We start from the raw sequence: 26,518 nt of genomic DNA, 5'->3' as shown, positions 1-26,518 counted from the left end.
TGCACCTGTTATCTTCTGACAACATCCCATAGCTGATCTCCAGCCTAATTTGGTCTGTGCTGAAGGGGTGTTGTTTTTACCACTTGACGTTCTCACTTAGCGTAATGTCTTTATTTGGGGACAATCGGGCACAGTCAGTGCAGGTTGGTGCTGTGCTCCTGTTTGCGATTTTGATTATTTTTCTGTCGATCTGGCAGGTACAGGTTGTCCCTTCTGAGAATAACCAGGTGGAGTTTCAACATAATATAGATGTTCAGGGCGATCTAGAGGACTACAGAAACTCGCTATTGACTGTCCCACCTAGATCCGACGCTCAGTTTTCATCAGAGCTCCGTCCGACTCGAATTCGGTTAGGAACACAGTATCCGACTCGTATTATCGGTGTCAACCCGCCTCCTGCTACTGGGTCACTTAGTACCGACCGAGGAAGCGTAAATATAACAGCGGAGGTTTCGGACGACATCTCTCTTGAAGGGAGCGCAGAGGAGATACTTCTTGCCGATCGGAATACAACGCTTCTGACGTACCAGCCTCGGTATTCGGAGTATACTGAAGCACCGACCACACGACTTGAGCACACGCTCTTATATAATCAATTTGATGAGCGATCCCTCTCAGTCTCAAATCAACGGTTAATTCGGTCAAGTGATACTGGAGACAACCTGATTAATTTGGTACTCTTGGAAGGTGATGTCTCCGAGCAAGGGATGCGCACAACACTGGAGCCTGTTGTGATCGACGGTCCGACGATCAACGTGCCGATCGAACCAGACTCAGATGGCGAATTAACGCTTTCTCTCCCAACCCATTCGCCAGCGATCTGGAATGAGACTATTGGAACCGATTTCGGCGATAACAATGCCCGCGTTGCGGCATATGATGGAGAAAATATCACGATTGAGTTTGATGATGAAATTTTGGGTGATTGGAAGATCAGAGTTAGTAAAATCGGATTAAATGGCGGCGACACCGGTGAAGATGAGCTCTCTTCAATCCGAACGATTGATGAGTCGTCTGAGGAGGCCAATGAATCAATTCCGGCCGCGGAGTCACAGTACAATATTTTGTGGGAGGAGCCAGTGGAATCAGGTGGAGACCACGAAGTGGGTCCTGGAGGGGAGATTGCGGGGTCCGTTCGCGTCACTGACAGAGAGACCGGAGAGCCAGTAGAGAGTGCAACAGTTGATATAGCAACCTCAAATGGTACCCTATTCAACGAGAGCTCTGACGAGGTATTCACTGAGACTGGAGTGACCAACTCTAGCGGCTATTACAACTTCACCATCACTGTTGGTGAAACTGAGGGGAGTGGATCGCTCTACGCGGCAGCCGGTGATGATGTCGATCGAATTCAGGCGACCGTGACACAGAATGACACAAGCGGTCAAGCGGGCCAAGTCCAAGAACTATCAGGAGAAACAGCAACTGCGGGTTCTAGTGGACAATTGAATTTCATATTGAATAATACCGGAGACACCGATGTCACTATTACTGAGATTGGAATTAACGAGACAAGTACAGCTGCGACTGAATTAAGTAACCCGGGTGAGATTGAGGCTGATGGAGATCTAGTTTATGAGGGTGGAATTACCATCGATAGCAACAGCCCAAACTCCGCAGATGTAGTTCAATTAGATCTCCCTGTTACAATCCTTTCTGGTAACGATGCTGCATTTAATTTTGATAAATTTAGGAATCCAAGTGCCACGGGGAGTCCAAATGTCAATATGGATGGGGAAACAGTCTCGATATATCTTATATTTGAGGATGGTAGTTCGACAAGAGTTGAATTACAAGCATAATCCGGATTTTGATCGACGATCGACGTAACTCCCATCGACAGACCCATATGTCACTGTTCTCAATCACTCCCTATGACAGCAGTCGGGATCGACGCCATCGAAATCTGGTCCGGCAAACTCAAACTTGACCTTCCGAACACGTTCGCCCCGGTGAAGGGAGACGACCCGGAGAAGTACACCAAAGGCCTCGGCCTCGAAGACTCCTCGTTCCCTGATACCTACGAAGATATCGTTACGATGGGCGCGAACGCCGCAAAGCAGCTCATGGACCGAAAGGGGCTCAAACCAAGCGATATCGGCCGCATCGATGTCGCCACTGAATCCGCATTCGACCACTCAAAACCGGTTTCGACCTACATCGCAGGCTGCCTCGAACAGGTTTACGACGGCGATTTCAGACACGCCAACAAGGGAGAGCGGAAATTCGCGTGCGTCGCTGGCACCCAATCGATCGACGATGCGTACAACTGGATCAAAGCCGGCCGGAATCGTGGCCGTGCAGCGCTCGTCGTTGCAACCGACACCGCACTCTACGCCCGTGGTGACCCCGGAGAGGCGACACAGGGTGCCGGTGCGGTGGCGATGCTCATTACCGAAGAGCCAAGCATTGTCGAGCTTTCAACCGAGCAAGGCTATGGCAGCATGGACGAGACGGACTTCCTCAAACCAAACCAACAGTTCCCATCCGTTGATGGAAAACGATCGATGCAGGTGTATCTCGCACGGATGCGCGAAGCGCTTGAGGATTTTGAGTCTGTTGCATGGGACACCCATCCGGAAGACTTCGAATACATTCCGTTCCACACCCCATTCCCGGGAATGGTCCGAAAAGCGGGACTGCTCGGCTTCCGGCATATGATTCGTGATACCGAAATCGAAGACGAACTTGAGCCGGAGATCGGCCGCCAGCCACGGGAAACTGACTTCGAGAGCAGAGAAGCGTTCGAAGAAGCAATTCGCGCGCACATGGACGAACTCAAACGAACCGATCGCTACCAGAGCTGGTATGCAGACACGATCGCACCAACACTTGAACTCTCACGCCGGGTTGGCAACTGGTACACCGGATCGGTCCACATTGCCCGTGCGAGCGCACTCCGTCATGCAGCTGCAAATGGAACCGATCTTGTAGGCCAGAAACTGCTTGTTGGCTCCTATGGCTCCGGTGCACAGGCAGAAATCCACGCCGAAACCGTTCGTGACGGCTGGAAAGAAGAGATTGAGGGACTCAATATCGACGACCAGCTTGAATCCCGATACGACCTCACGTGGAGCGAGTACGAACTCGTCCACGATGTGCACGAGTACGACAAAGAGACCGATATTGATGTTGAGGAGTTCACACAGCCATCCGGTGAGTTCGTGTTCACTGGCTGGGGTCGGATGAACGAACGCCGCTACGACTACGTCGAATAACGATCGATCGCCTACAGTACCCAGAAGCTATTCTACGCGATCGAGGTTAGCTGAGCGTCCGGAGATCATTTAGCGCGGTTTCGATGTCGCAGTTTGTTACCGCAAGCGAGAAGCCATCAATATTTGCAAGCGCTGGCGCATGCTCCCAGAGATCATCTTCACCCAGTCCATGCAGAACAACCGCGTTCGGGGTTGGTGTGACGACGCGCATTGCAACCAGTGGTGACTCCCCACGTGTAACGTCTGTAAACATCAGCGCCCGATCGGTACTCTGTCCATACAGTCGGTAGAACTCCTCGCTGGAGAGTCGTGTAATCGCTTGAATGCTGTTGATGACGGTATGGCCGTTCACATAGTCGCGCTTCCCACGAGTAATCTCTGTGGCATCGATCGCATCATAGAACCGATCGAGCGGCACTGCAGTCGGGTACTCACGAAGGTCGTGAACAATGTCGCTCTCAAACCCAGCAGAAAGTACGCGGGCAAACTGTCTAATGTGACCGCCCCCGCGTGTCTCATCGATCGCCAACAGTGCATTGACCATCCGCCGTATGACTCCAATACCAGGACTCTCTCGGCGGCCACTCTCGTAATCGGAGACGACTGAAGAGGAGACATCCAACTGTGCAGCAAGCTCGGTTTGTGAAATATCGAAATCCGTCCGCCATTTTCTGAGTGTCGCACCTGGATCGTCACTCAACGTGATTTCACCTGCAATTCGCCGAGCAAGCTCTTCTCGTGCAGTGTCGCTCATCTCCAACCCCCATTCATACCACTACGTCGGGCCGATCGCTGCAAAAGCGTATCGAACCCTCCATTCGACAATTGCCGAAGTAGCCGCCGAAAGATGGATGCTGTTTGGTTGGTATGTACGTACATGCCACCAACCACGGTTCATATGGCGATCGGCGGGCTCATCGCCTGTGCACTGCTTCACGAGCATTTTGATACCCGGGCCATTGTGATTGTCCTTGCTGCAACAGCAATACTCGATATTGATGCGTTTTTTGGCGTCTTTATGACTGGTGCGCACCGAACGGTACTCCATAACATCTGGCTTCCACTTGGTGTGCTTGCGCTGTTAACGTGGGATGTAAAGGCCCGATCGAACTCATTTGTGCTCGATCGGTGGGGTGAGTACGGGTGGCGTGTTGGCTGGGTGACTGTTGTGGCCGTCCTATTTGGCCACATTTTGCTCGATGCGTTCTACAACGGAGCAAACCTCTTTTGGCCGTTGCACGACCAGTTCTACAACCTTTCGGGACACCTTCTTATCTCAAATCACCAAGGAATCGAGCAGACGTTCATTGAACTTGGCGAAGACAGCACCACTGCTCGTGGCTCCTCTGCAGACGTCCACTATTGGACCGCTGTTGAACCGCCGGCATCTGAACCAGCAGAAAATCCAGAGCGGATTGCATATGTCGCAGAAACTGGTGAGCAGATCTTACTGACCGTTATTGGTTTTGGCGTGGTTCTCTACCGAATTGCCGAGTACCGACTCTCCGGAGACAACTAATACAGGACTCACCGGAGCCGAAACCACTACACACTATGATGGTGTCCTTCTCGTATGGACACCCGACCGTACGACGCAAAAACGGATACAGAGGCACTCTGGGCGCTCAAAGAACAGTTCGAACGCGGGCTTGGAGAGAATACTGGTGGCGATGACAAACAGGCAGTCTACGATCAAAAGCTCACAGCTGCGTATCGCGAGCGGTATCTTGGGTGGGTTGATCGCTGTATTTCCGAAGACCCACGAAGTGTCACCCTCGCGATTTCTTCGGTGGACGATGTTGTTGGCTACGTCTTTGTCCTTCCGGAGTCGCTCTCATTTATTTGGGACGCTGCAATTCTCAACGAACTGTACCTCCATCCAGCTGTCAGAGGGAGCGGCGCAGCAGATCTGCTACTGGATGCTGCAATTGAGACCGCACGGGCACAGTCGCTTCCACTCGATCGAATCGTCTTGGATGTCGATCGGAAAAACGACCGTGCGCAGGCGTTTTATAAAAAACATGGCTTCGAACACTGGGGCGAAATGGTTGCTCGAAGTCTCTAGTTACTCACGGATTGTTCCTGCAACTGCACCACCGATCGCACCGAATACAAGCGGATAGACAATCCCTGCAAGCAGGAGCGCTGTGATTGGGTCCGGCTGTATCGATCCGGCTGTGCTCTCATATTGCAGTAGTGCAACGCCAACCGCAGCAAATATGAAGTACCCAATCGCGACAGTACTCCCTACTGTTGCACCCTCACGCGGCGACTCTACTGCGGTATAATACGCGACCGCTGCACCGACAAGTACGAGCATGAGCGGGGCAAGTAGATAGAGTGCTGTGAGCCCGCTTCCGTCCGCTTGGGTAATGAAATTCATCGATCGTGTGCCACCAAATGACTCGATCTGTGTATCTACGAAGTGGCCGTTGTAGTGTAGCCACCCAACGCCAACCCATGATGGAATGGGTTCCCCACCAAACAGATCCGCAATGAAATTCACCCCACGCAGTTGTGATTCAACTTCACTTGCGTATGCAAGATATGCAACAAGATACCCACCAACTGCGGCAATAACCCCACCAACGGCGCCACTCGCAACCGATCGCTTCGAAAGCGATCCGCGATGCTCCGTCTGTTTTGTCGCTGCTTGAGAACTCATGGTGGTTTTGCTGTTGGACACCACCATGATGTGTCTTGTGTTCTACGCTGGGTCTATGTCTGGATCGATCGTCTCTGTAAATGTAACACTCACAGGGTCGCCTTCGATCGCTTCTTTCCACTCGTCTTTGCTGATCGAGTACCGATGCACATCACGAATGTCGCCGTTCGCGTATCGGTGGCTGTTCCGAATGTAGCCCTCGTGACGACCACCAAATCGGCCAACGTATTGCTCGATCGCACGCTGTGACTTCGTATTCTCGGGTTCATGCTCGACAGCAACAACCTCCAACCCAAGCCGATCAAACGCCAGCGAAAGCAACGCACCAGCACGCTCACCGGAGTAGCCGCGGCCCCAAAATGGCTTCCGGAGCCAAATACCGAGCGTTCCAAGCTGCCGATCCCAATCGATGTGAAGGCCAGTGTTTCCAGCGAGCTCACCTGCACCTGCTTGTCCATCCCGAGGATAGAGCGCGTAGGTTGCAGCCTCATGATTCTCCCATCCTGACGTAAATTGTTCGAGCACAGTTGCGGATTCTTTGAGATGCTCGTGCGGTTCCCACGTTAGCTGTGTGGTCTCTTCTTCGATCGTCTCGCTCGCTCCAGCAACCGAATAGAACTGCGTGATGGAGACGTTCGATTCAGCGAACCGGTCGAAGCGAAGCCGTGGCGTCTCAATCCGTTCTGGGAACATTACTTGATGCTCTCACAGCGCGCACAAAAGTGTGATTTAGCGATGGTATCACTTCACAATCAATCATCGACGTGTGCTTCTTTTCGCCCACTGAGGGTTTCTGGATCAAGTCGGAAAAACGCAAATTCAACCTCTTTTGTCGGGTGATCGTAGATGTCAACAAGTGGGATGTGGATTCGACGGAGCGCTTCTGCAGCAACGTCGTCAACAGCAGGCTCTGAAATCCCAGTTAGCGTTCCTGATGCTATTGCGCTGTGCCATCCTGTCGGTGTTTCTGAAAACGTCACAAACGTGACTGGGTTCTGCGTCGGTTTCGATGGGAGTTCGTCACTTCTCGGCGCGTGTGCAAGCCGAAAGAAGAACTGCCGTGTCTCGCTGTCGAATCCATAGGAGACTGGAATTGCGTATGGTGGCTCCGATCGATCGGTTCCGAATGCAAGCGTTCCAGTTCCACCGGTTCCAAGAAACATCTCCAACTCATCTTCCGAAAGTGAGACCGATTGCTGGGAATCCATACAAAGATAACGACGCGCGAATGAAAAAAGCGGACTTACCATTTGATTCTCGGATTATTGTCGTCACAGACTCCGCAACCACTAAACGCGGGTCTACCCTTGATCTGATAATGGTAGATTGGACGGAACGATATCGTCCACAGTCGCTTTCGGAGCTTCGCGGCAACAACAAAGCACGCGATGCCTTCCGCGACTGGGCGACATCGTGGGATTCACACAGAGAAGCGGTAATCGTGTACGGCAGTCCCGGAATTGGAAAAACGTCCGCCGCACATGCACTCGCAAACGATATGGGATGGGAGACGGTCGAACTCAACGCCTCCGATCAACGAACTGCTGATGTAATCGAACGCTTTGCAGGTCGTGCCGCACATAATGCAACTCTTGATGGATCGATCGCCAAACAACATGGTGACACCACTGCTGGCCGGCAGCTCGTTATCCTTGATGAGGCAGACAACATCCACGGAAACTACGATCGCGGTGGCGCGTCTGCAATCACCCGACTGGTAAAATCGTCAGGCCAGCCGATCGTCCTCATTGCAAACGAGTTCTATGACATGAGTCGTGGGCTCAGAAACGCCTGTCAAGAGATAGAGTTCCGTGATGTCTCAAAACGATCAATTGTCCCGGTGCTTCGAGATATTTGTCGCCGTGAGGAAATTGAGTTCGAACAGGATGCGTTGGATCGAATCGCAGAGACAAACAGCGGAGACCTCCGCGGTGCAGTCAACGATTTGCAAGCAGTTGCCGACGGGAAAACACACTTGAAGCTTGCTGATGTTGTCACAAGCGACCGCGATCGATCGATGGGGCTGTTTCCATTTCTCGATGCGGTACTGAAAGAGCAGTCCGCACAAGACGCACTCCAATCTGCGTATGCAGTCGATGAGACGCCAGACGATCTGACGAAGTGGGTCGAAAACAACCTCCTTTCAGTATATGACACACGTGAGGCTGTCCGCGCATATGATTTCTTAGCAAATGCAGACAACTGGCTTGGTCGTGTTCGAGCAACACAAAACTACAGCTACTGGCGCTACACAACGGATAATCTCGCTGCAGGTGTTGCTGCGGCGCGAGACGAAAAAAAAGGTGGTTGGACACGGTTCAGTCGTCCGCAGTTTTGGCCATCCTCGGATGCAACTGGTGATGAAATCTGTCAGCGCATCGCTGAACATGGTGGAATGAGCATTGATATTGCACGCCGAGAGGTGTTGCCGTATCTGTCCGCAATGACCTATCATTGTAAGCCGCGTGAACTGACGGTTGCGATGGCTGCTCGGTATGAACTGAATGAAAAACACGTCTCATACATTACTGGCAGTGGTGAAACAACGAACAAGGTCCAATCGATCGTCGAAGATGCAAACGCAATTCGAGAAGACCAGGTGACTGCACACAGCGACGGCGCATTTGAAGCCTCTGCTGCAACAGAGACTGCCGAAGAGCCAACAGAGCAGAGGTCGTCGGCTGAGACGGCTGTTTCTGAGAACACAACCACGGCTGAGGATGCTGCAGCCGAATCGGACGACGAGACAGATGATGGGCAAGCGGGGCTATCGGACTTTTTTTAGTAGGACAAGGACCGGTTCCAGAGCACCACGCGACGGTACTCGTTTATTTACCATTAACAACTTTTACATCTCGAAATTCAAACCGTGCGCCTCCGGCTTCACTCTCGGTAAGTTGTGTTTCCCAGCCGTGTGCGTCTGCAATCTCTTGAACAATTGCGAGGCCAAATCCAGTGCCACCTACCTCTGTTGAATAGCCTGGCTGAAACACATCCGATCGCGCTGGTTTTGGAATTCCTGGGCCGGTATCCGATACATAAAACCCGGCGTCCAGACAGCCGACACACACCGTCGTCTCACTCTCTTTGCTCGCTGGCTGTGCATGTTCGGCTGCATTATTAAACAGATTTTCAAAGAGTTGTCGCAGTCGGCTCTCTTCGGCTTCGATTGCCTTCTGCTCTGTTTCGATCGCTAGCGTAAGCCCATCTGTCGGGACGGTCTGCCATGCATCGGTTGCGACCGAATCAAGGAGCACTGTCGTCGATGTAAACTCTGGCTGTCCACTTCGTGCAAGTGTGAGCAAGTCCGCTAGCAACTGTTGCATCCGATCGAGCGCATTTTGTGTTGTCTCAAGATGCGCTGTTGGTGCTTCCGTCTCAGCTGCGTGTTTTGCAAGTTCAACGCGGCCCTGTGCAACATTCAGTGGATTACGAAGATCGTGTGAGACCACACGAGCAAACTGTTCAAGCCGGTCGCGCTGTCGCTCCACCTCTTCCTGTCGGCGTTTTCGCTCCGTAATATCACGAGAGAGTCCAATCAGTCCTCGAATCTCTCCACTCGGCCCTCTCCACGGTACTTTTGAGGTGAGATTCCACTTCTCGGATGAATTAATATACTCTTCTTTGTCGAGAATCGGCTCACCTGTTTCAATCACGTGCATGTCGTCCTCGTATGCCTCTTTTCGGTGTGATTCATCCACACCACAAAGCTCAAGATCGGTTTTCCCGATCATCACGCCATCATACGCTTCGGTATGCTCTTCGCTTACGTAGAGATGTCTCCCATCACGGTCCTTGACAAACAGGTGGATTGGGATCGAATCAAATACTGAATCGAGGAGTTGCGCTTTCCGCCGCTGTTCGGATGCAAGCGGTCTCTCTGTGGCAATCTCTCTAATATAGCCCTCGATAAGCATCGGTGTGTCTTTTGACTGGTCGTCCAATCCGGTACTCCCGATTTCTCCGGTCGTTCCAGGGACTTGTGTTGCGCCTGCTTTGGAAACACCATGGCCGGATTCATGAACCCATTTCACGTCGCCATGTTTCGTCTCAATCCGATACGCTACCTCAAAGGCCTCACCCTCTGCAAGTGATCGTTGAACGTCTTTGCTCACTCGCCTCCTATCATCGGGATGAATGAGATCATGGCCAAATGTGACACTACTAGATTCAAGAATATCACATTCATAGCCAGTGAGCGCGCTACAGCCACCATCGGCTCGGAGCATTGTCCATGAGTCGTCATTTAGACACCAATAGACAACACCTGGGAATGATTCGCTTAGCTCATATGACATTCTCGCCCTCCGAAGAATTCTCGCAATCTACCATCACATGTCATATATTCGTGAACTAGCCGTACACTGTTCTCCATGTAAACGTTTCCGCTCTATGTTTCGCCTCTAGCTATGGATTTTTCACCCTGTTTTGTGATTTCTGTGCATGCGCGCTGCTGTCTTGACAGAATATGATGAACCACTCTCCATCCAAACGGTCTCTGAGCCATCGCTACAGCCACACGGTGTGATTGTTGCTGTTGAGGCCTGTGGCATCTGTCGAAGCGATTGGCATGCATGGAAGGGGCACGGCGAGTGGGCAGACGATCGGGTTTCGATCGGCCAAATTCTCGGTCACGAGCCTGCTGGCACCGTTGCTGCAGTTGGTGAGCAGGTATCCACACTCACTGTTGGCGATCGAATTGCAGTCCCGTTTAGCGTCGGTGACGGCACCTGCCCATACTGTCGCAACGGCCGTGGGAACATCTGTACGGATGGGTATGCGATCGGGTTTCAGCGTGATGCACAAGGTGCCTTTGCAGAACAGGTCCACCTCCCACACGCAGACTACAATGCAATGCGACTACCTGATAGTATCTCTGCACGTGATGCTGCTGCAGTTGGCTGTCGATACATGACTGCCTTCCATGCACTTGCACATCGTGTCACTATACAACCGGGCGATTGGGTTGCGGTTCACGGCTGTGGTGGTGTCGGTCTCTCTGCAATCCAGATTGCTGCCGCGTTGGGAGCACGGCCGATCGCGGTTGACATTCGGGCGGATGCACTCTCACACGCCACCTCGCTTGGAGCCGTTGCGACTGTCAATAGCTCGAATGAACCGGTACATGAGGCAATCTCCGCAATCACTGATCGGCCAAGTGGCGTCTCCGGTGCTGACGTTTCGATTGATGCGCTTGGAATCGAGGAAACCTGTCAGAACTCAGTTCGTTGTCTTCGCCATGGTGGCACACATATTCAACTCGGGCTCACGACTGAAAAAGAAAAAGGAGCGATTTCGCTCCCAACGGACTGGATGACACGGTGGGAAATCTCGTTTGTTGGTTCGCGTGGGATGCCACCAACGCGACATGATGAGCTATTTGGAATGATCGATGCAGGACACATTGATCCGGGTGCACTCGTAACAAATGAGGTATCCCTTGATGCGGTCTCCGATCGGCTTCGGGCAATGGACGAGTACGCAATCTCTGGTGTCGAAGTTGTCACCGAGTTTGCGTAAGTAGCCACCGACCATATATTAAAAATGCAGAACTAGTCGCTTCGACTTACCGTCACACCACCCGAGGAATCAGTCGTGATGCCTCCGGTTGTCCGCCAAAGCCCAGCAACAACACTTACAGCGATGATGCCAATAAGGACCAGATTCACCAACTGGACGGTCCCTGTGTAAGCGACGATATCGCGTCCAAACAGCATCGTCACAAAGAGTGCTGTGACACCAACTGATGCAAGTGTGGAGACCACTCGATCGGTATTCCAGCTCCAGACGATCGTTGCGACGAGTCCAACATATGCAATCAGCGATCCAGTAACAAACCATGACTGCCCCGCAGCATCGTATACGAGCATTGGTGTTGCGCGACTGAATGGGAGACTCATTGCTAACCCAACAAACGTTACTGCAAGTGCCAACTGTGCCCGCTTTCCAGGTGGTCGCCGGTGATGATTCCTGTATGCTTCAAGCGTTGTCAGAAGCAAGAGTGTGAATATCGTCAGTGCAACGAGCAGATGCGCTGCGTGTGTTGGCACTGAGTATCCCCATGGGATGAGACCGCTCACAGTGACGGTGACTGCACCGATGCTAATCTGGAGCGGAAGCAACAACACAGCGAGCGTCGCTGCTTTTTTTGCGTTTTTGCCACCCCCACCGCGCCATGACCATGCCGCAGTACCGATGATTAAGAACCCAGCGATCATCGCGATAAATCGGTGGAACCATTCGATGAAGTCAGGGTTGATCGTCAGTGCCGGCACAAGTTGGCCTGAACAGAGCGGCCACTCAGCGTTACAGGCGAGGCCCGATCCGGTTGCGGCAGTGTACACACCCAAGGTAATGAGCGACAGGGTGAGTCCCGTAGTAAACGCCGCAAACCGGCGAAAGGTGAGCCAGTCGGGACGAATAGACATTATCTAAACTCAGGTTTCGGTATACTTAGAGTTGTCTTCTATCGCCAGAAATTGAGAGTCAAATGTACGCGAAAATTCAATACATTCCACCGTTCTTTTGGCCCTCTCGATCCATGCTGTTGCATGGACGTCACGGTATATGGCCCACTTCGATCGGCGATCGGTGGCAAAGAGACAACGCTTCAGTTTTCGGGTGGGACAGTCGACGATGCCATCGACACGCTCGTCAGCGAGTTTCCTCGCGCAGCGCAGTACTTGTACGGGGCAGACAATGACCTTCGGCCAAGCGTTCGCATTAGTGTCAACGGCGATCGCGTCGAAAGCGGGGACCAGTGCCCATCAGATGCATCAATAAAAATCATGCCTGCTGTGCAGGGTGGGTCTCGGTAGTCTTTGTTCAGAGGTCGTACTGTTCACGAACGATATGGGCCATCCCACGTTCTTCGAGTACATCCATTGGGGCGAGCAGTGAGAGCTGTACAACACCCGGGAGTCGGCCAACCTCTACGCCACCGGTGAACGTACACCGTGACCGGACCTCGCCAACGGACATATCCAGTAGCTTTCCTGCCCGGTCGAATGCGTTCTCCGTTGCGTCGTTGATTGTTGCACCCGACCCAACAACCTGAATCGGCCCCATATCGTCGAGCAGATCGGTCTGGTACTGTTCGGCGAGTGCTCGTCCAGCATCTAACTCAGCATCAGTGTACGGTTTTGCAATAAACGGAACATCTTCAAGGTTCGGCAGAAGAACTGGTCCACCGATCTCAAGGCCTTTGATAACCTCCACAGCAAGCTCCGTCGTCCCACTAACATCTGTTGTGTGCAGCGAGAGCTCACCATCTCCTTGATTTGCGTGAAGGTCCCCAACGTAGATTCCACCGCCATCAACTTTGACCGGACAGATCAACACTGCACCGGTTCGAACCTGTGCGATGTCCATGTGGCCGTCTGTTCTAGCTTCGAGCTCCGCTTCGCTTTCGAGCCCCCAGTCGTGTTCTGCCCCGATCAAGAACTGTCCGAAGTCACCGGCATTGTGTGAGTCAGGCAGTTCGATCGGCGGTGTCGTTCCAATGTTCCCGATGAATGGCCGGAGCCGCCCGAGCGTTCCCGGCATCTCATGCGGTTTGTATCGGAGAATAGAGTGCTGCCGTGAGTTGTCCGGCAGTGCAATCGCTTCCTCTGCACGATTTGCGAGATCATCTGCCCCATCTTCGCCAACCGTGATTCCGACTGTCCGATCCTCATCAAACGCAACGGTGTATCCGTACTCAAATCCGAACGAAGACGCATTTGCTCCACACTCAGCACACTTTACCGACTCCTCACCAGTCCCTTCAACAACGCTGTCGGGCCATTCGGTCCCACACTCCGGGCATTTGTGATCCACGAACGGATCATCGCCAAAGGCATCAGCCCGTTCAAGCATGCTTCCTGTGCTTGTTGCGATCGATGTAACGGTCACCTCTTTAATCGTAATTGCGATTGCATCACCAACCTCTGCGCCTTCCACTGCGATCGGTTGTGTGACCTCGTGGCCGCCCTTAAATGATGGCGTAACCATTGGTCCCCAACAGCCCGGTGGGGTGTGTGTTTTGATCGTGCCGCCATCAGCAACGGTTCCTGCCCACTCTTGATCAGGCCCAACGAGTCCGAGCGTATAGCGATCGACCAGCAGCTCTTGTGACACTTCTTGTTGTGACATCTCACACCATACTTCGCAGCGTCACCTGTTAACTATTCTGCCGCCCATTGCAGAGATTAATTTACTATATTTCCACTTTATGTTAACAACGTTATTTTTTTACGGATCTCGGGTGCTCCGATCGAATCCAACCAGTTTCAAGGCTTGACGAGTTAGAGGCTCGTATATGAGTGCAGAGCACGAGTCGATCGAGCTTTCAGATCGGCTTCAAACACGCCGAAAACGGCTTGAAACACTGCTTTCAGAGACAGATCATAACGCGGTGTGGTTTGCACGGCCAAACGGGTTTGCATGGCTCACGGGCGGGAGTAATGTTGTTGACCGCGATAGCGACCTTGGAATTGCTGCTGCAGGGTACACCGTTGATGATGGGTTTGTTGTGTTAACTGATAATATTGAGACACAGCGGCTCCAAGATGAGGAGCTTCCGGCTGCGTTCTCCGTCACATCACGGAAATGGTACAGTCAATCGCTGACTGAGGAACTGATCGATCGATCGCCGACACCTGCGTATGCAGATATTCCACTCGACAACGCCGGGTTCACACAGCTCAATGCAGCAGCACTCCGACAGCCGCTTACAGAGTCGGATCGTGAGGCGTATGAGAAATTAGGTATGGCCGCTGCACGGGCTGTTGAGACGATTACAAAAGAGCTCCGACCGGGAGATACTGAGCACGAAGTCGCCGCTGGACTCCAAATATCGCTGTCTGCACAAGGAATTAACGCACCTGTTGTTTTGGTCGGTGGTGCCGAGCGTGCACAGACGTATCGTCACTACACCCCAACAATGGACACATTGGGTGACTACGCATTGATCTCTGTCACTGCTGAGCGTGGGGGTCTCTATGCGAGCCTTACCCGGACGGTTGCATTTGACGCTCCTGAGTGGTTGTTTGATCGTCATGATGCTGCTACAACCGTTGAGGTTTCTGCGTTGGGTGCGACACAACGGGTTGCTCAAGAAAACGGTACTGCAGCCGAAGTCTTTGGCGTGATCCAAGACGCCTACGATGTTGTGGGCTATCCGGACGAGTGGAAACACCACCACCAAGGCGGTGCAGCAGGATACAGCGGCCGGGAGTGGATCGCAACACCATCGCTTACCGAGCAAGTTTATACACCAATGGCATACGCATGGAACCCAACAGTGCAGGGTGCAAAAAGCGAGGGAACGGTTCTCGTCACCAACGATGAGATTCGTCCGCTCACACAAACCGATGGATGGCCAACGGTTGATGCAGCGTCGATCGACGGTGAGACGATCGTCTCACGTCCTGCAATATACGAGCGAGAGCTGTAATTCGCATACAAACGCACTGGTACACTGGTGACAGAAGTTATTTGTCGTGGTGTTGAGTTCACATCGATATGTCGTGGTATGCAGTCGATAGCGTTGATACCGCCCTCAATGCAACGCGTCGATTTCTATTTCCGTTCAAGATTCTTGCATGGATCAAACTCGCCGTTATTGTCGTTTTTCTTGGCTCGGTTGGTTCGACGGTGAATCCACCGGGAATCTCTGTGAGTTTTAGTGGCCCGATCGAAGCGCTCCCAGAGCTGTTTTCAGAACCGGCCGTACAGCAAGCAGTAGCAGACGGAACTGACCAACTAACTGCCGCAGAGCTAACGACAGTTGTTGCTATTATCGTTGTGGCGCTCCTAGTCTGGTTGCTCTTTCGGACGATCGTCGCGGCATTCTGGTTTGTCTTCTACGATAGTATCCGTGAGAATACGGTCTCTATTATTACACCGTTCATTGATCGATTTGGACAAGCGCTTCGAGTTGTTGGGTTCAAAATCGGTATAACCGCTATACTGGCCGCTCCTGTTGTTGGAGTTGGTATCGTTGGCTACTTTTTCGCGGTGTCGATTCGTGATCCATCAACGGCCGCTGCGATCGGATTGCTCATACTCGGCCTCTATTCGGCGCTTGCTACCCTTCTGTTATGGGGACTGTTTCGATTTACAGACGAATTCGTCGTCCCGATTATGACGCTCACAGATGGTGGCGTTGTTGCTGCGTGGACTGCGTTCACCCCAACACTCAGAACGGAATGGAAACAGTTTATTGGCTACCTTCTCGTCCACTTTTTGCTTGCATTGTTGATCGGTATTGCCCAATCTGTGATTCTATTTGTTGTTATCGGACTTGTGGCAGCAATCGCCCTGCTTGCAGGTATTATTCTTGTATTTGGCATTGCGGGCAGCGTTGCCGTTGCGATGGAGTCGATCGGGATCCTTGTCGCTCTTGCAACCGTTGCTGTATTTGCGATTGTTGCAATCGTACTTATTGCCCTGCCGCTTCGGATCCTTGTCGTGAGCTACCTTACAGTGTATGAACTCTCCGTTCTCCGTCTTGCAGACCGTGATTTTGACCTGTTAGCAGCAGTTCAACCACGAGAGTGACCCCTTGCAGTCCGTCTCCTGGTGCATACATTTCGACGATCGTCGAATGTAAAGCACGACGCATACGGATAGCTTTTTGAGAGTCCCAACGGATTCGAAGGTATGGGGCTGGATGATGACGCACGGGAGTATCACCGAGAAGATCCTCCCGGCAAGATCGAGATTGCAACGACAAAGCCGACGAACACACAGCGCGACCTAAGCCTCGCGTACTCGCCGGGTGTCGCTGCACCATGTCTTGATATCGCAGACGACAAAGAACAGGCGTACAACTACACCGCAAAAGGGAACCTTGTTGGTGTTGTCTCTAACGGCTCTGCTGTGTTGGGTCTTGGCGATATCGGTGCACAAGCATCGAAACCAGTGATGGAAGGAAAGGGCGTCCTTTTCAAACGGTTCGCTGATATTGACGTGTTTGATATTGAGCTTGATCTCGACAACGTCGACGATCTTGTGGCTGCAACACGAGCCATGGAGCCAACCTTTGGTGGGATTAATCTTGAAGATATCAAGGCTCCAGAGTGCTTTGAAATTGAATCACGCCTTCGAGATGAGATGGAGATTCCGGTCTTCCACGATGATCAACACGGGACTGCAATCATTTCAGGTGCGGCGCTGATCAACGCCGTTGATCTGACGAATAAAGACCTCTCGGAGCTACAGATCGTCTTTTCTGGGGCTGGCGCAAGTGCGATTGCAACGGCTCGTTTCTATGTCTCTCTTGGGGCGAACAAAGAGAACATCACGATGTGTGACTCTTCGGGAATTATCACAGAGTCACGGGCTGCTGATGTTAACGAGTTCAAACGTGAGTTTGCACAGGACGTTCCAGAGGGCGACCTTGCAGATGCGATGAATGGTGCAGATGTCTTTGTCGGCCTGTCGATCGGCGGGATCGTCTCTCAAGAGATGGTTCGATCGATGAATGATAACCCGATCATCTTCGCAATGGCAAACCCGGATCCTGAAATCACCTACGAAGACGCAAAATCCGCCCGCGATGATGATGTGATTATGGCAACCGGGCGATCGGACTACCCGAACATGGTCAACAACGTACTTGGGTTCCCATTCATTTTCAGAGGGGCGCTCGATGTTCGCGCACGCGACATTAACGAGGAGATGAAACGTGCCGCCGCAGAGGCGCTTGCAGAGCTTGCACGACAAGATGTGCCTGATGCAGTTGTCAAAGCGTACGGTGACCAACCACTGCAGTACGGCCCGGACTACGTTATTCCAAAGCCGCTCGATCCACGAGTGCTTTTCACTGTTGCACCTGCAGTTGCGAAAGCCGCTGTCGAAAGCGGTGTAGCCCGAAAAGATATTGATACGAACGTCTACGCTGAACAGCTCGAAGCACGCCTTGGCAAATCACGCGAGATGATGCGTGTCGTCCTCAACAAAGCAAAGAGCAACCCAAAACGGATTGCACTTGCGGAAGGGACCGACGAGAAGATGATTCGAGCAGCATACCAGCTCCAAGAACAAGGAATTGCAGAGCCGATTCTGCTTGGAAACTCGACAGCGATTCACCGCACTGCAGAATCGCTTGGACTTGCATTCACTCCGGAGATTGTCGATCCGGATGAGCGATCGCTTGAACCGTATGCTGATCGGCTCTATGAACTCCGCAAACGTAAAGGAATCACCCACAGCGAGGCCGCAGAGCTTGTTCGCAGAGACACAAACTATCTCGGCAGTGTAATGGTTGAAGTCGGTGATGCAGATGCAATGCTCACTGGATTGACCCACCACTACCCGTCCGCACTGCGTCCACCACTACAGGTGATTGGAACTGCAGACGATGCCGACTATGCGGCTGGTGTGTACATGCTTACGATCAACAACCGTGTGATCTTCTGTGCAGATGCGACGGTGAACCAGGATCCAGATGCGGAGATGCTCGCAGAGATCACGAAACATACTGCAGACCTTGCACGTCGATTTAATGTCGAGCCACGTGCGGCAATGCTTTCATACTCCAACTTCGGCAGTGTGCTGAACGAGGGCACCGCAAAGCCACGTGATGCCGTTGCGAAGCTACATGATGATCCAACGGTTGACTTCCCAGTCGATGGTGAGATGCAGGCTGACACTGCTGTCGTTGAAGAGATCCTCACTGGCACCTACGACTTCTCAGCGCTAGATGAACCCGCGAACGTGTTGGTCTTCCCGAACCTCGAAGCTGGTAACATCGGCTACAAACTGCTGCAGCGGCTTGGTGGCGCAGAAGCGATCGGCCCAATGCTTGTTGGGATGGACAAACCAGTCCACGTCCTCCAGCGCGGTGACGAAGTCAAAGACATCGTCAATCTTGCAGGTGTTGCCGTCGTCGACGCACAAGAAAAATAAATACAATACAAATACCACACAGACGTGTCCGATACAACTGGAACAACATCCGGCTGAACAACCCGCCTTCGTAACGTTCTAACCGGTGCCGCTACGACTGTTTGTGTGTCACCCTATCGTAATCTAAGTCTCTTTTTGATTCTTGCTGCAGTGTGGGGTTCGGCGTTTATGGCGATCAATCTCGGGGTTGAATATCTGCCACCCGTGCTGTTTGCAGCACTCCGGTATGAGATCGCAGGCGTGTTGATGTTGGGATACGCTTTTTGGGTTGTTGATGATCCAATTCCACGTGGCCGCGAACAGTGGCTGTTGGTCGCTGTTGCAGCTGTCTTCCTCATCGCAGCGTACCACGCGTTGTTGTTCATTGGACAGACCGATCCGCTTGTTACTAGTGCGATCGCAGCGGTAATCGTAAGTTTAAGCCCACTTTTGACCACCGTCTTCGCTCGACTCCTCTTGCCGAGCGAGCGACTCACTGTCTTGGGTATCATCGGGCTCATGTTAGGGCTTGCAGGGGCGATTGTACTTGCTAACCCGGATCCAAGCAACCTCGCCGCAGACGGTGCGCTCCCAAAGTTGCTTGTCTTTTTCGCAACCGTTGCGTTCGCACTTGGGAGCGTTCTCACTCGACGCATTGACGCACAGATGCGAATTGAGACGATGGAGGGGTGGGCCATGATTTTGGGTGGTATTCTCATGCACATTCTCTCGCTGGGGATGGGCGAATCAATGGCTGATATTCAGTGGACAGTTGAAGCCGTAGCTGCACTCGCATATCTCTCAATCGCAGCCAGTGCGATCGGCTTTCTGATCTATTTTGATCTGCTTGACCGCTTAGGTCCGATCGAAATCAATCTTGTTTCGTATGTTGCACCGATCTTTGCAGCGATCGCTGGTTGGATATTCTTACAAGAAGGGCTCACCGTGACGACCGTTGTTGGTTTTGTTCTCATCTTTACCGGATTCGGCCTGTTGAAGCGTAAGGCAATCCGAAGCGAATTTACCCGACGGTGGAGCGCGCCATCTGCTGATTAGGCGTCTTCAGCTACAGGCTCCGCTGATTCGATCGTGCCAATCATCTCCCACCCATCTGACGCTGATGGCTGTCTTCCGACCATAATCTCGGTATAATCCTCAGTTGAAATGAGTCGGTAGGCTGCATCATCCTCCTTTCGAGTCCCTTCCGCTTGGAACTCCTGTTGGAAAAATTCAGTCCACGAGAACTGAAACGTTCCGACTGTTCCATCAGATAACGTGAGAATAACGGGTTCTGGTGTGATGTTATGAATCCGCTTTGCGATTGGATGAAGGTCTTTCATACCTTCTGTTGATCGATCAGACATAAATTTTGTTTGCTGTCTCTGTTGTTGTTTGTTCGCTGAGAGTAGGTATTTCGTACCGGTTTACAGGACTGTATAACCGTTGTAAACTCACGTGAACGCTCATAGGGATATTTTATACAGAACGGCGAATCGTCTACTGGTGTTCTATGTCTGTTCCATCCGTCCCTGCCCCTGTTCGCCATGTCCTCCACTGGTCAGATATGAAAACGCAGCTCCTCGCACGCATTCGTGGTATCGCATTTTGGACTGCTGTTGCACTCCCGTTCGGCTATCTTCCGCTGCTAGCTATTGAACAGATACGTGTCTCAGCGGTGGTATTCGTCGGTCTGATCGCCATCCATATTCTCGCTCTGATTGCTGGACATGAGTATCGGCGGTAACGCCCACGAACACACCGTCTTATTTTAGACAGTAACGGACCAAAACATCCATATGTCACTTGATACTGTTTCACTGGGTCGAACCGGAACAACGGTCTCAGAGATTGCATTCGGGACCTGGCGGTTCGGGCGGGAGAACGACGAGGGTGAGATAGAAATCACAGAAGCGCAAGCGCATCGACTTCTTGATGCGTATGCGGAGGCGGGCGGCCAGTTCATTGACACTGCCGACATGTACGGGGACGGCCGATCGGAAGAATATATTGGCAACTGGTTAGCCGACCGCGACAGAGAAGACTTCGTTATTGCTTCGAAAATCTATTGGCCAACTCGTGACGATGCAAATGGTCGCGGGCTCAACCGAAAGCATCTGAGACGGAATATTGATCTCATCCTCGATCGGCTTGGGACGGAGTACATTGATCTGCTCTACACACACCGTTGGGATGATGACACCCCTGCAGAGGAGTTCATGCGAACGCTTGACTCGTTTGTCCGTGACGGGAAAGTAAACTATCTTGGTGCATCTACATTTGAGCCGAACGCGTGGAAAGTAACCCTTGCTAATGAGATTGCAGACAAACGCGGATATGAACCGTTCACTGTTTCACAACCACGATACAATGCAGTCAACCGCGAAATTGAAGGAAACTATCTCTCAATGTGTGAGCACTACGACATCGGTGTTGTCCCGTGGTCACCGCTTGCAGGTGGATTCCTCACCGGCAAATATCATCGGGATGAAGCGCCACCTGCTGGCTCTCGTGGAGCGACTGATGAACGCTTTGCAGAATCATATCTTACTGCGGAAAACTTTGATGCGATCGAGACGATCGAAACAGTTGCAGACGAGGTTGATGCGACACCAGGACAGGTCAGTCTCGCATGGTTACTAACGCACCCGCAAGTGACTGCTCCAATCATCGGTGCAAGAACTGTCACACAGATTGAAGAGAACCTCCGCGCGGCCGAGATTGATCTTACTGATGAACAGTTCGATCGGATTGCAGACGCAAAGTAGTCTCCTAACAGTATCACTGGCTCTTTTATGTTCGGTGTCTACTGTCTGTGTATGAGCAATTCATTCGATCAAGCAGCATGGGAGCAAGAGCTCCGTACGAAACGGGCTGAAAAAGACGAGTTTTTTGAAACACATCCCCAGTCACCGATACCACCTGAGAAACGAGATTCATTTGATGGATTATCGTACGCCGATCCGGACCCAACATTCCGTGTGACCGCGACGGTAACTGTTCATGAGCAGCCAGAGCCGATCGAAATGGAGACCAGCGCGGGGCCAAATGTCCGGTATCTCCGGACAGTCACATTCGAATTCACCGTTAATAATGAGACCTATACGCTCTGCGGGTACAAACAAGACCAAGACGAAGCGCAGCCGATTTTTGTACCATTTCGTGACAAAACAACCGGTCAACAAAGCTACGAACAAGGGCGATATATGGAGCTCTCACCGAGTGACTCGCTGGAGACCGGTGACGAAGTGACGATTGATTTCAATCTCGCGTACACGCCGTTTTGTGCATACAACGAGGCATTTTCGTGCCCGCTTGCGCCGAAAGAAAACTGGCTTTCATGTATCATTTTAGCAGGCGAAAACGAACCACCGCTCTGAACCACTCCTGCGTTACATCGAAAGAAAACGCTCATTATTGATGGGTTCTGTGTGTATCGTATGGATACGCTCCCACAACAGACGTTCATCGGTGCAGCACTGATGGTTATTGGTACACTGCTTTTCCTTCCAGCGCTTACGGCCGGCAGTGGTACATTCGAGATTGTCGCCCTTGTCGCAGCAGCAATTATCCTAACCATCGGAACGCTTCTTGTTGGCACGAGTGAAGGCGGCCGCCCTGTCTAACTGAACAGAGAGACTACGCAGTAGACGGTAATCTAAACTCGAACCGAGCGCCGCCTGTTTCGGACTTCGCGAGTGTACTAGTCCACCCATGGGCATCCGCGATTGTGGAGACAATCGAGAGCCCAAATCCAGTCCCATCAGTATTTGTACTGAAACCATGCTCGAACACAGACTCACGATACTCGTTCGGAATCCCTGTCCCCGTGTCCTCAACATAGAACCCCATGGTATCTTCTAGTGGCCCAATAGTCACCACTAATGGGGCCTCTGCTGGCATAGATTTTGCACCGTGTTCGATCGCATTCCGAAACAGATTCTCAAAGAGTTGTTGAATCCGTACTGGATCACCGCGTATCGTTTTAAGACCGCTCTCGAATCGTAGTGTTGCATCGTCACGCTCGATATTTTCCCATGCTGCTTCGGCGACGGTCTTCACCAATACCGTTTCATTGGTATCTATCTCTTCACCAGTCCGCGCGAGCGTGAGTAGATCATCGATCAGCTCATCCATACGGTCTATTGCCGTCTCAATCCGCCCCAGATGCGGTGAGTCCTGCTCTGCGCGAACAAGTTGGAGATAACCACTCGCAACCGACAGCGGGTTTCGGAGGTCATGCGAGACCACGCTTGCAAACTCGCTTAATCGGTCGTTCTGTTGTTTGAGTGTTGCTTCCTTCTCTTTGAGTGCTTCGTCCTGTCTGTGTGTCTCGATCGCGGCAGTAAGATTCGAACAGAATACCTGTACTAACGAAACACGCGTCTCATCGAAGGCATTGACTGTCGTTGAGCCGGCAACAAACACACCATACTCGCCGAGTGGAAACAGTACTTCGCTTCGAATGTTTGTCTCCGGGTTATAACGCGCTGAGACGTCCCGAAGATCCGAGTGTACCTCTGGTTTACCGGTCCTGTATACTCGACCTGCAAGACCTTCTGATACGGGTATCTGTGGATACTCTCCGATAACGTCGGCTGCCCGGTCGGTCGTGATAATCGGTGTCAAAAGCTCCGTTAACGGATCATATCTGAAGACCCCACAGATTTCGAGCCCGAGTATCTGTTCACCTGCCAGTATCCCTTCGGTAACGGCGTCGGTTACGGTCTTTGCCCGGAGCATATTTCGGGTCGACTCATGAAGGTCATTGAGTATGGATGTGTATCGTTTCTCACCCGAGATATCTTCTATTGTGACAACAACCGATGTAACTGAGCCATCATCCGCAAAGAGCGGCGATGCATTAACAGAAATCCATACCGCTGTTCCATCTGATCGAGTAATCTGATGTCGATAATCAAACACTGACGTGCCAGTTTCACGTGCGACATGAAACGGCAGTTCCTCATCAGAGATTGTGTTTCCTTCTTCGTCGACAATTTTCCATACCGAATCATTGTACGCTCGCTCGGCCATTCCTAGCTCAGAGACTCCAAGGATGTCTCCCGCTCGTGAGTTCGATCGGATAATCTGTCCATCACGATCCAGCACGATAATCCCAATCGGGCTTGTCTCGAACAGTTCTTCGAGCAAGTTCCGCTCTTCTCGTAGCCGTTGTTGTTGAGAAACACTTTTACTGACGTCTTGGAAGTAGATCGAAAGCCCACGTTGATCGCTGTAACATCGAACATGATAGTACGAATCAAACGGAGGATAATACGCGTTAAATTCTACATGCTCACCAGAGATCATACAATGTCGGTACTTTGATTCGAACAGTGTGCCGATCGCATCTGGAAACTGCTCCCAAAAATCATGCCCAATAATATCTTTTTCAGGAGTGTTCAGCAACTGAGACCCTTTTGAATTGATTTCCGTTATCTTCCACTGATCGGTGACAAACAAATACCCATCAGCCATCCGTTCGTGTCTTTGCTTTGCATCCGCCTCTGCGGCACGAAGCGCACTGATATCGTCGATTGAGCCAATAAGCCGCTGTGTTTCGCCATCTACTCTGAGATACCCTCGATCGATTACAGTGGCGTACGAACCGTCTGCCCGCTTGAATCGGTACTCACATTCCCATCTCTCGCCGCTGTCGTCCAGTACTTGCTGTAACTGCGTGTCCACGCGATCACGATCTTCGGTGTGAATATTCGAGCGCCACCATGCAGACAATGGCTGCTCTGAGTGTCGCTGTTCAGTATATCCAAAGAGCGAACGAAGCCCACGTTCCCATAGAAGTTCTCCATCTATGTACGATCGCTCCCACACCGCATCGAATGTTGCTTCTGTGAGTGTTTCGAGCCGCGTTTCGAGCGCAGTACGGGTTTGCTCTGCACGATAGGTCTGAACCGCGTTTCGGACCCGATTTGCTAACAGCGTGTATGTCTCTCTGCCATGAGACTTTTGTAAATAATCGGTCACACCCGCAGAGATTGCCTTGCTTGCGATCTCTTCGGATCCTTTGCCAGTGTAAAGAATAAATGGAAACTCGCTATCGACCGATCGAACAATTTTTAATAGGTCTAGTCCGGTTTTGTCACCCATCTCATAATCCGAAATAATACAATCATACCGAGAGAGCTCCGATTCAATTTGTGCGATTGCACGAGCAACATCGGTCTCTACTAGTAGTTCGATATCCGGATCAACACGATCGAGATAATTTGATGCTAACTGCAAAAAAGAGGGATCATCATCAATATGAAGCACAGACAGGGAGGACATCGTCTAATAAAAGAAATATCAGCAAAGGTATAAACATTTAGTACAGCATTTATTTGGTTACCAGAACAATACGGAACTGAGTATACCGGTTCCGAACCAGATGCTTGCACGCTTATTACGTCCTTGACATTCACGTTCTGTTGGTTTTCATGGCCAACTAACTTCTCTAAGAGTCCGAATTCTGCTCTCTCTTGAGGATTAGTGAAGATCGATCGTGAAATCGATGCTCGCACCGACCCGTTACATGGACCAAACGACCGTATTTTGGAGCACAGTATCGCACCATGTCTACCTGTAGACAAGACTGTGGTAGAGTCTGATCAAGTGTCGATTACGGCCACTATTCGATCGTTACATTGGTGAACTCAAATCGAGCGCCACCGCTGTTGCTCTCTTCGATGTCAACATCCCATCCATGAGCGGTTGCGATCCACTTGACAATCGAGAGCCCGAAGCCAGTACTCCCCTCTATGGAGACTCCAGCAAGAAACACGGTCTCTCGGTGTTTCTTAGGAATGCCGCTCCCATTGTCTGCAATATAGAACCCCTCGTCGCTCTGCTGGCCGACTGTAATTGTGGGTGCAGGGCCTGCATGCTCAACGGCATTACGAAATAGGTTCTCAAAAACATGCTTGGTTCGCTCGTAATCGCACACAATCGAGCATTCTGAATCGATATCGACTGTAAGTGTTGCATCTTCTGTCTCAACCATCTTCCACGAGGTACGTGCGATCGAGGAGAGTCCCACAGCATCGACATCGTTTACAGTGTTACCCTGTTTTACGAGCGTGATTGTTTCAGAAATAATCGTGTCGATGCGATCGAGTGCGCCCTGTACCTGTTCGAGATAATCGCTGTCTTGGCCACCGGTACGCGGTTCTTCAAGAAGGTCAGCGTATCCTTGTGCGACATTGAGCGGGCTTCGAAGGTCATGAGCAATGAGGTGAACAAGCTCATCTAATCGTTTTCGTTCACGTTCCAACTCGACCCGCTCTTGTTTCTTTCCGGTGACTTGCCGAGCAACGACAACCAAGTGTGTCACTCGATCGTGTTCAATCACTGGCGACAGTTTGATATTCCATGTTTCGAGCTCACCATCGAGTAGTCGGTCGGCTTCATACTCGATCGGCTCGCGAGCGGCGATACATCGTCTGTAATTCTTGATAACGTCAGAACCGATCTCCTTACCATATAGGGTGGTTGGGCTCTCACCACGGATATCGGTCTCAGTCCACCCAGTGACGGTTTTATGATACTGGTTCGATCGGCAGATCCGGTAACTCTCGGTGGGTGGCGCACCTTCAATTTCGACGAGGACACAGACATCGTGCATATTCTCAACGAGACGCATGTATTCGAGATGGGCACGATCGATTGGGGCTGCAGTCTCTGCAGGCAATTGCTCGTCTGAGCAATCAGTCATACCATTTGTTGACTGAGATCAGGTATATTCTCTTGGAGCCTGAACAAGGGG

The 26,518-nt window shown here is 51.6% G+C and carries 25 protein-coding genes; 15 read left to right on the top strand and 10 right to left on the bottom strand.

Annotated features, from left to right (window positions below; genetic code table 11):
• Window positions 1-104: 104 nt before the first annotated feature.
• Window positions 105-1,802, top strand: coding sequence for a hypothetical protein (locus AArcSt2_RS07055; RefSeq protein ID WP_250583545.1), 1,698 nt, complete (start codon window positions 105-107; stop codon window positions 1,800-1,802).
• 72 nt (window positions 1,803-1,874) lie between these two features.
• Complete coding sequence (hmgB, locus tag AArcSt2_RS07050; RefSeq protein ID WP_174652167.1) at window positions 1,875-3,218, top strand: hydroxymethylglutaryl-CoA synthase; 1,344 nt, start codon at window positions 1,875-1,877, stop codon at window positions 3,216-3,218.
• A gap of 46 nt (window positions 3,219-3,264) precedes the next feature.
• Here hmgB and AArcSt2_RS07045 read toward each other — a convergent pair whose 3' ends face one another.
• On the bottom strand, window positions 3,265-3,972 hold the full coding sequence (locus AArcSt2_RS07045; RefSeq protein ID WP_174652166.1) for a helix-turn-helix domain-containing protein: 708 nt from the start codon (window positions 3,970-3,972) through the stop codon (window positions 3,265-3,267).
• A gap of 123 nt (window positions 3,973-4,095) precedes the next feature.
• Between AArcSt2_RS07045 and AArcSt2_RS07040 the strand changes: the two genes are divergently transcribed.
• Together AArcSt2_RS07040 and AArcSt2_RS07035 are read left to right on the top strand one after the other, a co-directional pair.
• Entirely contained in the window at window positions 4,096-4,737 is a 642-nt protein-coding gene (locus tag AArcSt2_RS07040; RefSeq protein ID WP_250583544.1) for a metal-dependent hydrolase, read from the top strand.
• Window positions 4,738-4,791: 54 nt separating this feature from the next.
• On the top strand, window positions 4,792-5,283 hold the full coding sequence (locus AArcSt2_RS07035; protein WP_174652164.1) for a GNAT family N-acetyltransferase: 492 nt from the start codon (window positions 4,792-4,794) through the stop codon (window positions 5,281-5,283).
• Here AArcSt2_RS07035 and AArcSt2_RS07030 read toward each other — a convergent pair whose 3' ends face one another.
• From AArcSt2_RS07030 to AArcSt2_RS07020, 3 genes are read right to left on the bottom strand one after another with little or no spacing between them, the layout of a single operon-like run.
• Entirely contained in the window at window positions 5,284-5,883 is a 600-nt protein-coding gene (locus tag AArcSt2_RS07030; RefSeq protein WP_250583543.1) for a DUF7978 family protein, read from the bottom strand.
• 42 nt (window positions 5,884-5,925) lie between these two features.
• Window positions 5,926-6,576: a GNAT family N-acetyltransferase gene (locus AArcSt2_RS07025; protein ID WP_250583542.1), complete on the bottom strand. Its 651-nt coding sequence runs from the start codon at window positions 6,574-6,576 to the stop codon at window positions 5,926-5,928.
• A gap of 59 nt (window positions 6,577-6,635) precedes the next feature.
• A complete protein-coding gene (locus AArcSt2_RS07020; RefSeq protein WP_250583541.1) occupies window positions 6,636-7,091 on the bottom strand; it encodes a pyridoxamine 5'-phosphate oxidase family protein in 456 nt (151 codons plus the stop codon).
• A gap of 110 nt (window positions 7,092-7,201) precedes the next feature.
• On the opposite strand from AArcSt2_RS07020, the gene AArcSt2_RS07015 reads away from it, so the two are divergent.
• The gene (locus AArcSt2_RS07015; RefSeq protein WP_250583540.1) at window positions 7,202-8,668 is read left to right on the top strand and encodes a replication factor C large subunit; all 1,467 of its coding nucleotides are present in this window, start codon (window positions 7,202-7,204) and stop codon (window positions 8,666-8,668) included.
• A 43-nt stretch (window positions 8,669-8,711) separates the two neighbouring features.
• Here the strand turns inward: AArcSt2_RS07015 and AArcSt2_RS07010 are convergent, their stop codons facing one another.
• Window positions 8,712-10,181 carry a PAS domain-containing sensor histidine kinase gene (locus AArcSt2_RS07010; RefSeq protein WP_174652159.1) on the bottom strand — a complete coding sequence of 490 codons (1,470 nt, stop codon included), beginning with the start codon at window positions 10,179-10,181 and terminating at the stop codon, window positions 8,712-8,714.
• A gap of 145 nt (window positions 10,182-10,326) precedes the next feature.
• Between AArcSt2_RS07010 and AArcSt2_RS07005 the strand changes: the two genes are divergently transcribed.
• Entirely contained in the window at window positions 10,327-11,403 is a 1,077-nt protein-coding gene (locus tag AArcSt2_RS07005; protein ID WP_250583539.1) for a zinc-dependent alcohol dehydrogenase family protein, read from the top strand.
• A 32-nt stretch (window positions 11,404-11,435) separates the two neighbouring features.
• Here AArcSt2_RS07005 and AArcSt2_RS07000 read toward each other — a convergent pair whose 3' ends face one another.
• On the bottom strand, window positions 11,436-12,311 hold the full coding sequence (locus AArcSt2_RS07000; RefSeq protein WP_250583538.1) for a COX15/CtaA family protein: 876 nt from the start codon (window positions 12,309-12,311) through the stop codon (window positions 11,436-11,438).
• A gap of 123 nt (window positions 12,312-12,434) precedes the next feature.
• On the opposite strand from AArcSt2_RS07000, the gene AArcSt2_RS06995 reads away from it, so the two are divergent.
• Window positions 12,435-12,701, top strand: coding sequence for a MoaD/ThiS family protein (locus AArcSt2_RS06995; RefSeq protein ID WP_174652156.1), 267 nt, complete (start codon window positions 12,435-12,437; stop codon window positions 12,699-12,701).
• Window positions 12,702-12,708: 7 nt separating this feature from the next.
• Here the strand turns inward: AArcSt2_RS06995 and AArcSt2_RS06990 are convergent, their stop codons facing one another.
• Window positions 12,709-14,016, bottom strand: coding sequence for an acetamidase/formamidase family protein (locus AArcSt2_RS06990; protein WP_250583537.1), 1,308 nt, complete (start codon window positions 14,014-14,016; stop codon window positions 12,709-12,711).
• A gap of 166 nt (window positions 14,017-14,182) precedes the next feature.
• Here AArcSt2_RS06990 and AArcSt2_RS06985 point away from each other — a divergent pair, with 166 nt between their 5' ends.
• From AArcSt2_RS06985 to AArcSt2_RS06970, 4 genes are all read left to right on the top strand, one after another.
• Window positions 14,183-15,319: a M24 family metallopeptidase gene (locus AArcSt2_RS06985; protein ID WP_250583536.1), complete on the top strand. Its 1,137-nt coding sequence runs from the start codon at window positions 14,183-14,185 to the stop codon at window positions 15,317-15,319.
• A 68-nt stretch (window positions 15,320-15,387) separates the two neighbouring features.
• Window positions 15,388-16,425, top strand: a complete 1,038-nt coding sequence (locus AArcSt2_RS06980; RefSeq protein WP_174652153.1) for a DUF7544 domain-containing protein — start codon at window positions 15,388-15,390, stop codon at window positions 16,423-16,425.
• A gap of 102 nt (window positions 16,426-16,527) precedes the next feature.
• The gene (locus tag AArcSt2_RS06975) at window positions 16,528-18,777 is read left to right on the top strand and encodes an NADP-dependent malic enzyme (RefSeq protein WP_250583535.1); all 2,250 of its coding nucleotides are present in this window, start codon (window positions 16,528-16,530) and stop codon (window positions 18,775-18,777) included.
• Window positions 18,778-18,882: 105 nt separating this feature from the next.
• Window positions 18,883-19,812: a DMT family transporter gene (locus AArcSt2_RS06970; RefSeq protein WP_250583534.1), complete on the top strand. Its 930-nt coding sequence runs from the start codon at window positions 18,883-18,885 to the stop codon at window positions 19,810-19,812.
• On the opposite strand, the gene AArcSt2_RS06965 is transcribed toward AArcSt2_RS06970, so the two are convergent.
• Window positions 19,809-20,096: a DUF8072 family protein gene (locus AArcSt2_RS06965; RefSeq protein WP_174654476.1), complete on the bottom strand. Its 288-nt coding sequence runs from the start codon at window positions 20,094-20,096 to the stop codon at window positions 19,809-19,811. The two genes, AArcSt2_RS06970 and AArcSt2_RS06965, sit on opposite strands and share 4 nt — an antisense overlap.
• Before the next feature lie 170 nt (window positions 20,097-20,266).
• On the opposite strand from AArcSt2_RS06965, the gene AArcSt2_RS06960 reads away from it, so the two are divergent.
• Genes AArcSt2_RS06960 through AArcSt2_RS06945 form a run of 4 tightly spaced genes read left to right on the top strand, consistent with a single transcriptional unit; the run spans window position 20,267 to window position 22,379 of the window.
• Entirely contained in the window at window positions 20,267-20,500 is a 234-nt protein-coding gene (locus AArcSt2_RS06960) for a DUF8028 family protein (protein ID WP_174652150.1), read from the top strand.
• A gap of 52 nt (window positions 20,501-20,552) precedes the next feature.
• A complete protein-coding gene (locus AArcSt2_RS06955) occupies window positions 20,553-21,521 on the top strand; it encodes an aldo/keto reductase (RefSeq protein ID WP_174652149.1) in 969 nt (322 codons plus the stop codon).
• 51 nt (window positions 21,522-21,572) lie between these two features.
• Window positions 21,573-22,133 carry a DUF1684 domain-containing protein gene (locus AArcSt2_RS06950; protein ID WP_250583533.1) on the top strand — a complete coding sequence of 187 codons (561 nt, stop codon included), beginning with the start codon at window positions 21,573-21,575 and terminating at the stop codon, window positions 22,131-22,133.
• Between the two features lie 60 nt (window positions 22,134-22,193).
• Window positions 22,194-22,379 carry a DUF8178 family membrane protein gene (locus tag AArcSt2_RS06945; RefSeq protein ID WP_174652147.1) on the top strand — a complete coding sequence of 62 codons (186 nt, stop codon included), beginning with the start codon at window positions 22,194-22,196 and terminating at the stop codon, window positions 22,377-22,379.
• 13 nt (window positions 22,380-22,392) lie between these two features.
• On the opposite strand, the gene AArcSt2_RS06940 is transcribed toward AArcSt2_RS06945, so the two are convergent.
• Entirely contained in the window at window positions 22,393-25,044 is a 2,652-nt protein-coding gene (locus AArcSt2_RS06940) for a hybrid sensor histidine kinase/response regulator (RefSeq protein WP_250583532.1), read from the bottom strand.
• Window positions 25,045-25,384: 340 nt separating this feature from the next.
• The gene (locus AArcSt2_RS06935) at window positions 25,385-26,467 is read right to left on the bottom strand and encodes a PAS domain-containing sensor histidine kinase (RefSeq protein ID WP_174652145.1); all 1,083 of its coding nucleotides are present in this window, start codon (window positions 26,465-26,467) and stop codon (window positions 25,385-25,387) included.
• Window positions 26,468-26,518: the final 51 nt, after the last annotated feature.

This window comes from Natronocalculus amylovorans (genome assembly GCF_023638035.1).
Classification (GTDB): domain Archaea; phylum Halobacteriota; class Halobacteria; order Halobacteriales; family Haloferacaceae; genus Natronocalculus; species Natronocalculus amylovorans.
This window is presented reverse-complemented; position numbering and strand designations above follow the sequence as displayed.

Bases quoted from the DNA above. Each gene is read 5' to 3' on its own strand.
- AArcSt2_RS07055 (WP_250583545.1), top strand. From the start codon at position 105: ATGTCTTTATTTGGGGACAATCGGGCACAGTCAGTGCAGGTTGGTGCT.
- hmgB (WP_174652167.1), top strand. From the start codon at position 1,875: ATGACAGCAGTCGGGATCGACGCCATCGAAATCTGGTCCGGCAAACTC.
- AArcSt2_RS07045 (WP_174652166.1), bottom strand. From the start codon at position 3,972: ATGAGCGACACTGCACGAGAAGAGCTTGCTCGGCGAATTGCAGGTGAA.
- AArcSt2_RS07040 (WP_250583544.1), top strand. From the start codon at position 4,096: ATGCCACCAACCACGGTTCATATGGCGATCGGCGGGCTCATCGCCTGT.
- AArcSt2_RS07035 (WP_174652164.1), top strand. From the start codon at position 4,792: ATGGACACCCGACCGTACGACGCAAAAACGGATACAGAGGCACTCTGG.
- AArcSt2_RS07030 (WP_250583543.1), bottom strand. From the start codon at position 5,883: ATGAGTTCTCAAGCAGCGACAAAACAGACGGAGCATCGCGGATCGCTT.
- AArcSt2_RS07025 (WP_250583542.1), bottom strand. From the start codon at position 6,576: ATGTTCCCAGAACGGATTGAGACGCCACGGCTTCGCTTCGACCGGTTC.
- AArcSt2_RS07020 (WP_250583541.1), bottom strand. From the start codon at position 7,091: ATGGATTCCCAGCAATCGGTCTCACTTTCGGAAGATGAGTTGGAGATG.
- AArcSt2_RS07015 (WP_250583540.1), top strand. From the start codon at position 7,202: ATGGTAGATTGGACGGAACGATATCGTCCACAGTCGCTTTCGGAGCTT.
- AArcSt2_RS07010 (WP_174652159.1), bottom strand. From the start codon at position 10,181: ATGTCATATGAGCTAAGCGAATCATTCCCAGGTGTTGTCTATTGGTGT.
- AArcSt2_RS07005 (WP_250583539.1), top strand. From the start codon at position 10,327: ATGCGCGCTGCTGTCTTGACAGAATATGATGAACCACTCTCCATCCAA.
- AArcSt2_RS07000 (WP_250583538.1), bottom strand. From the start codon at position 12,311: ATGTCTATTCGTCCCGACTGGCTCACCTTTCGCCGGTTTGCGGCGTTT.
- AArcSt2_RS06995 (WP_174652156.1), top strand. From the start codon at position 12,435: ATGGACGTCACGGTATATGGCCCACTTCGATCGGCGATCGGTGGCAAA.
- AArcSt2_RS06990 (WP_250583537.1), bottom strand. From the start codon at position 14,016: ATGTCACAACAAGAAGTGTCACAAGAGCTGCTGGTCGATCGCTATACG.
- AArcSt2_RS06985 (WP_250583536.1), top strand. From the start codon at position 14,183: ATGAGTGCAGAGCACGAGTCGATCGAGCTTTCAGATCGGCTTCAAACA.
- AArcSt2_RS06980 (WP_174652153.1), top strand. From the start codon at position 15,388: ATGTCGTGGTATGCAGTCGATAGCGTTGATACCGCCCTCAATGCAACG.
- AArcSt2_RS06975 (WP_250583535.1), top strand. From the start codon at position 16,528: ATGGGGCTGGATGATGACGCACGGGAGTATCACCGAGAAGATCCTCCC.
- AArcSt2_RS06965 (WP_174654476.1), bottom strand. From the start codon at position 20,096: ATGAAAGACCTTCATCCAATCGCAAAGCGGATTCATAACATCACACCA.
- AArcSt2_RS06960 (WP_174652150.1), top strand. From the start codon at position 20,267: ATGTCTGTTCCATCCGTCCCTGCCCCTGTTCGCCATGTCCTCCACTGG.
- AArcSt2_RS06955 (WP_174652149.1), top strand. From the start codon at position 20,553: ATGTCACTTGATACTGTTTCACTGGGTCGAACCGGAACAACGGTCTCA.
- AArcSt2_RS06950 (WP_250583533.1), top strand. From the start codon at position 21,573: ATGAGCAATTCATTCGATCAAGCAGCATGGGAGCAAGAGCTCCGTACG.
- AArcSt2_RS06945 (WP_174652147.1), top strand. From the start codon at position 22,194: ATGGATACGCTCCCACAACAGACGTTCATCGGTGCAGCACTGATGGTT.
- AArcSt2_RS06940 (WP_250583532.1), bottom strand. From the start codon at position 25,044: ATGTCCTCCCTGTCTGTGCTTCATATTGATGATGATCCCTCTTTTTTG.
- AArcSt2_RS06935 (WP_174652145.1), bottom strand. From the start codon at position 26,467: ATGACTGATTGCTCAGACGAGCAATTGCCTGCAGAGACTGCAGCCCCA.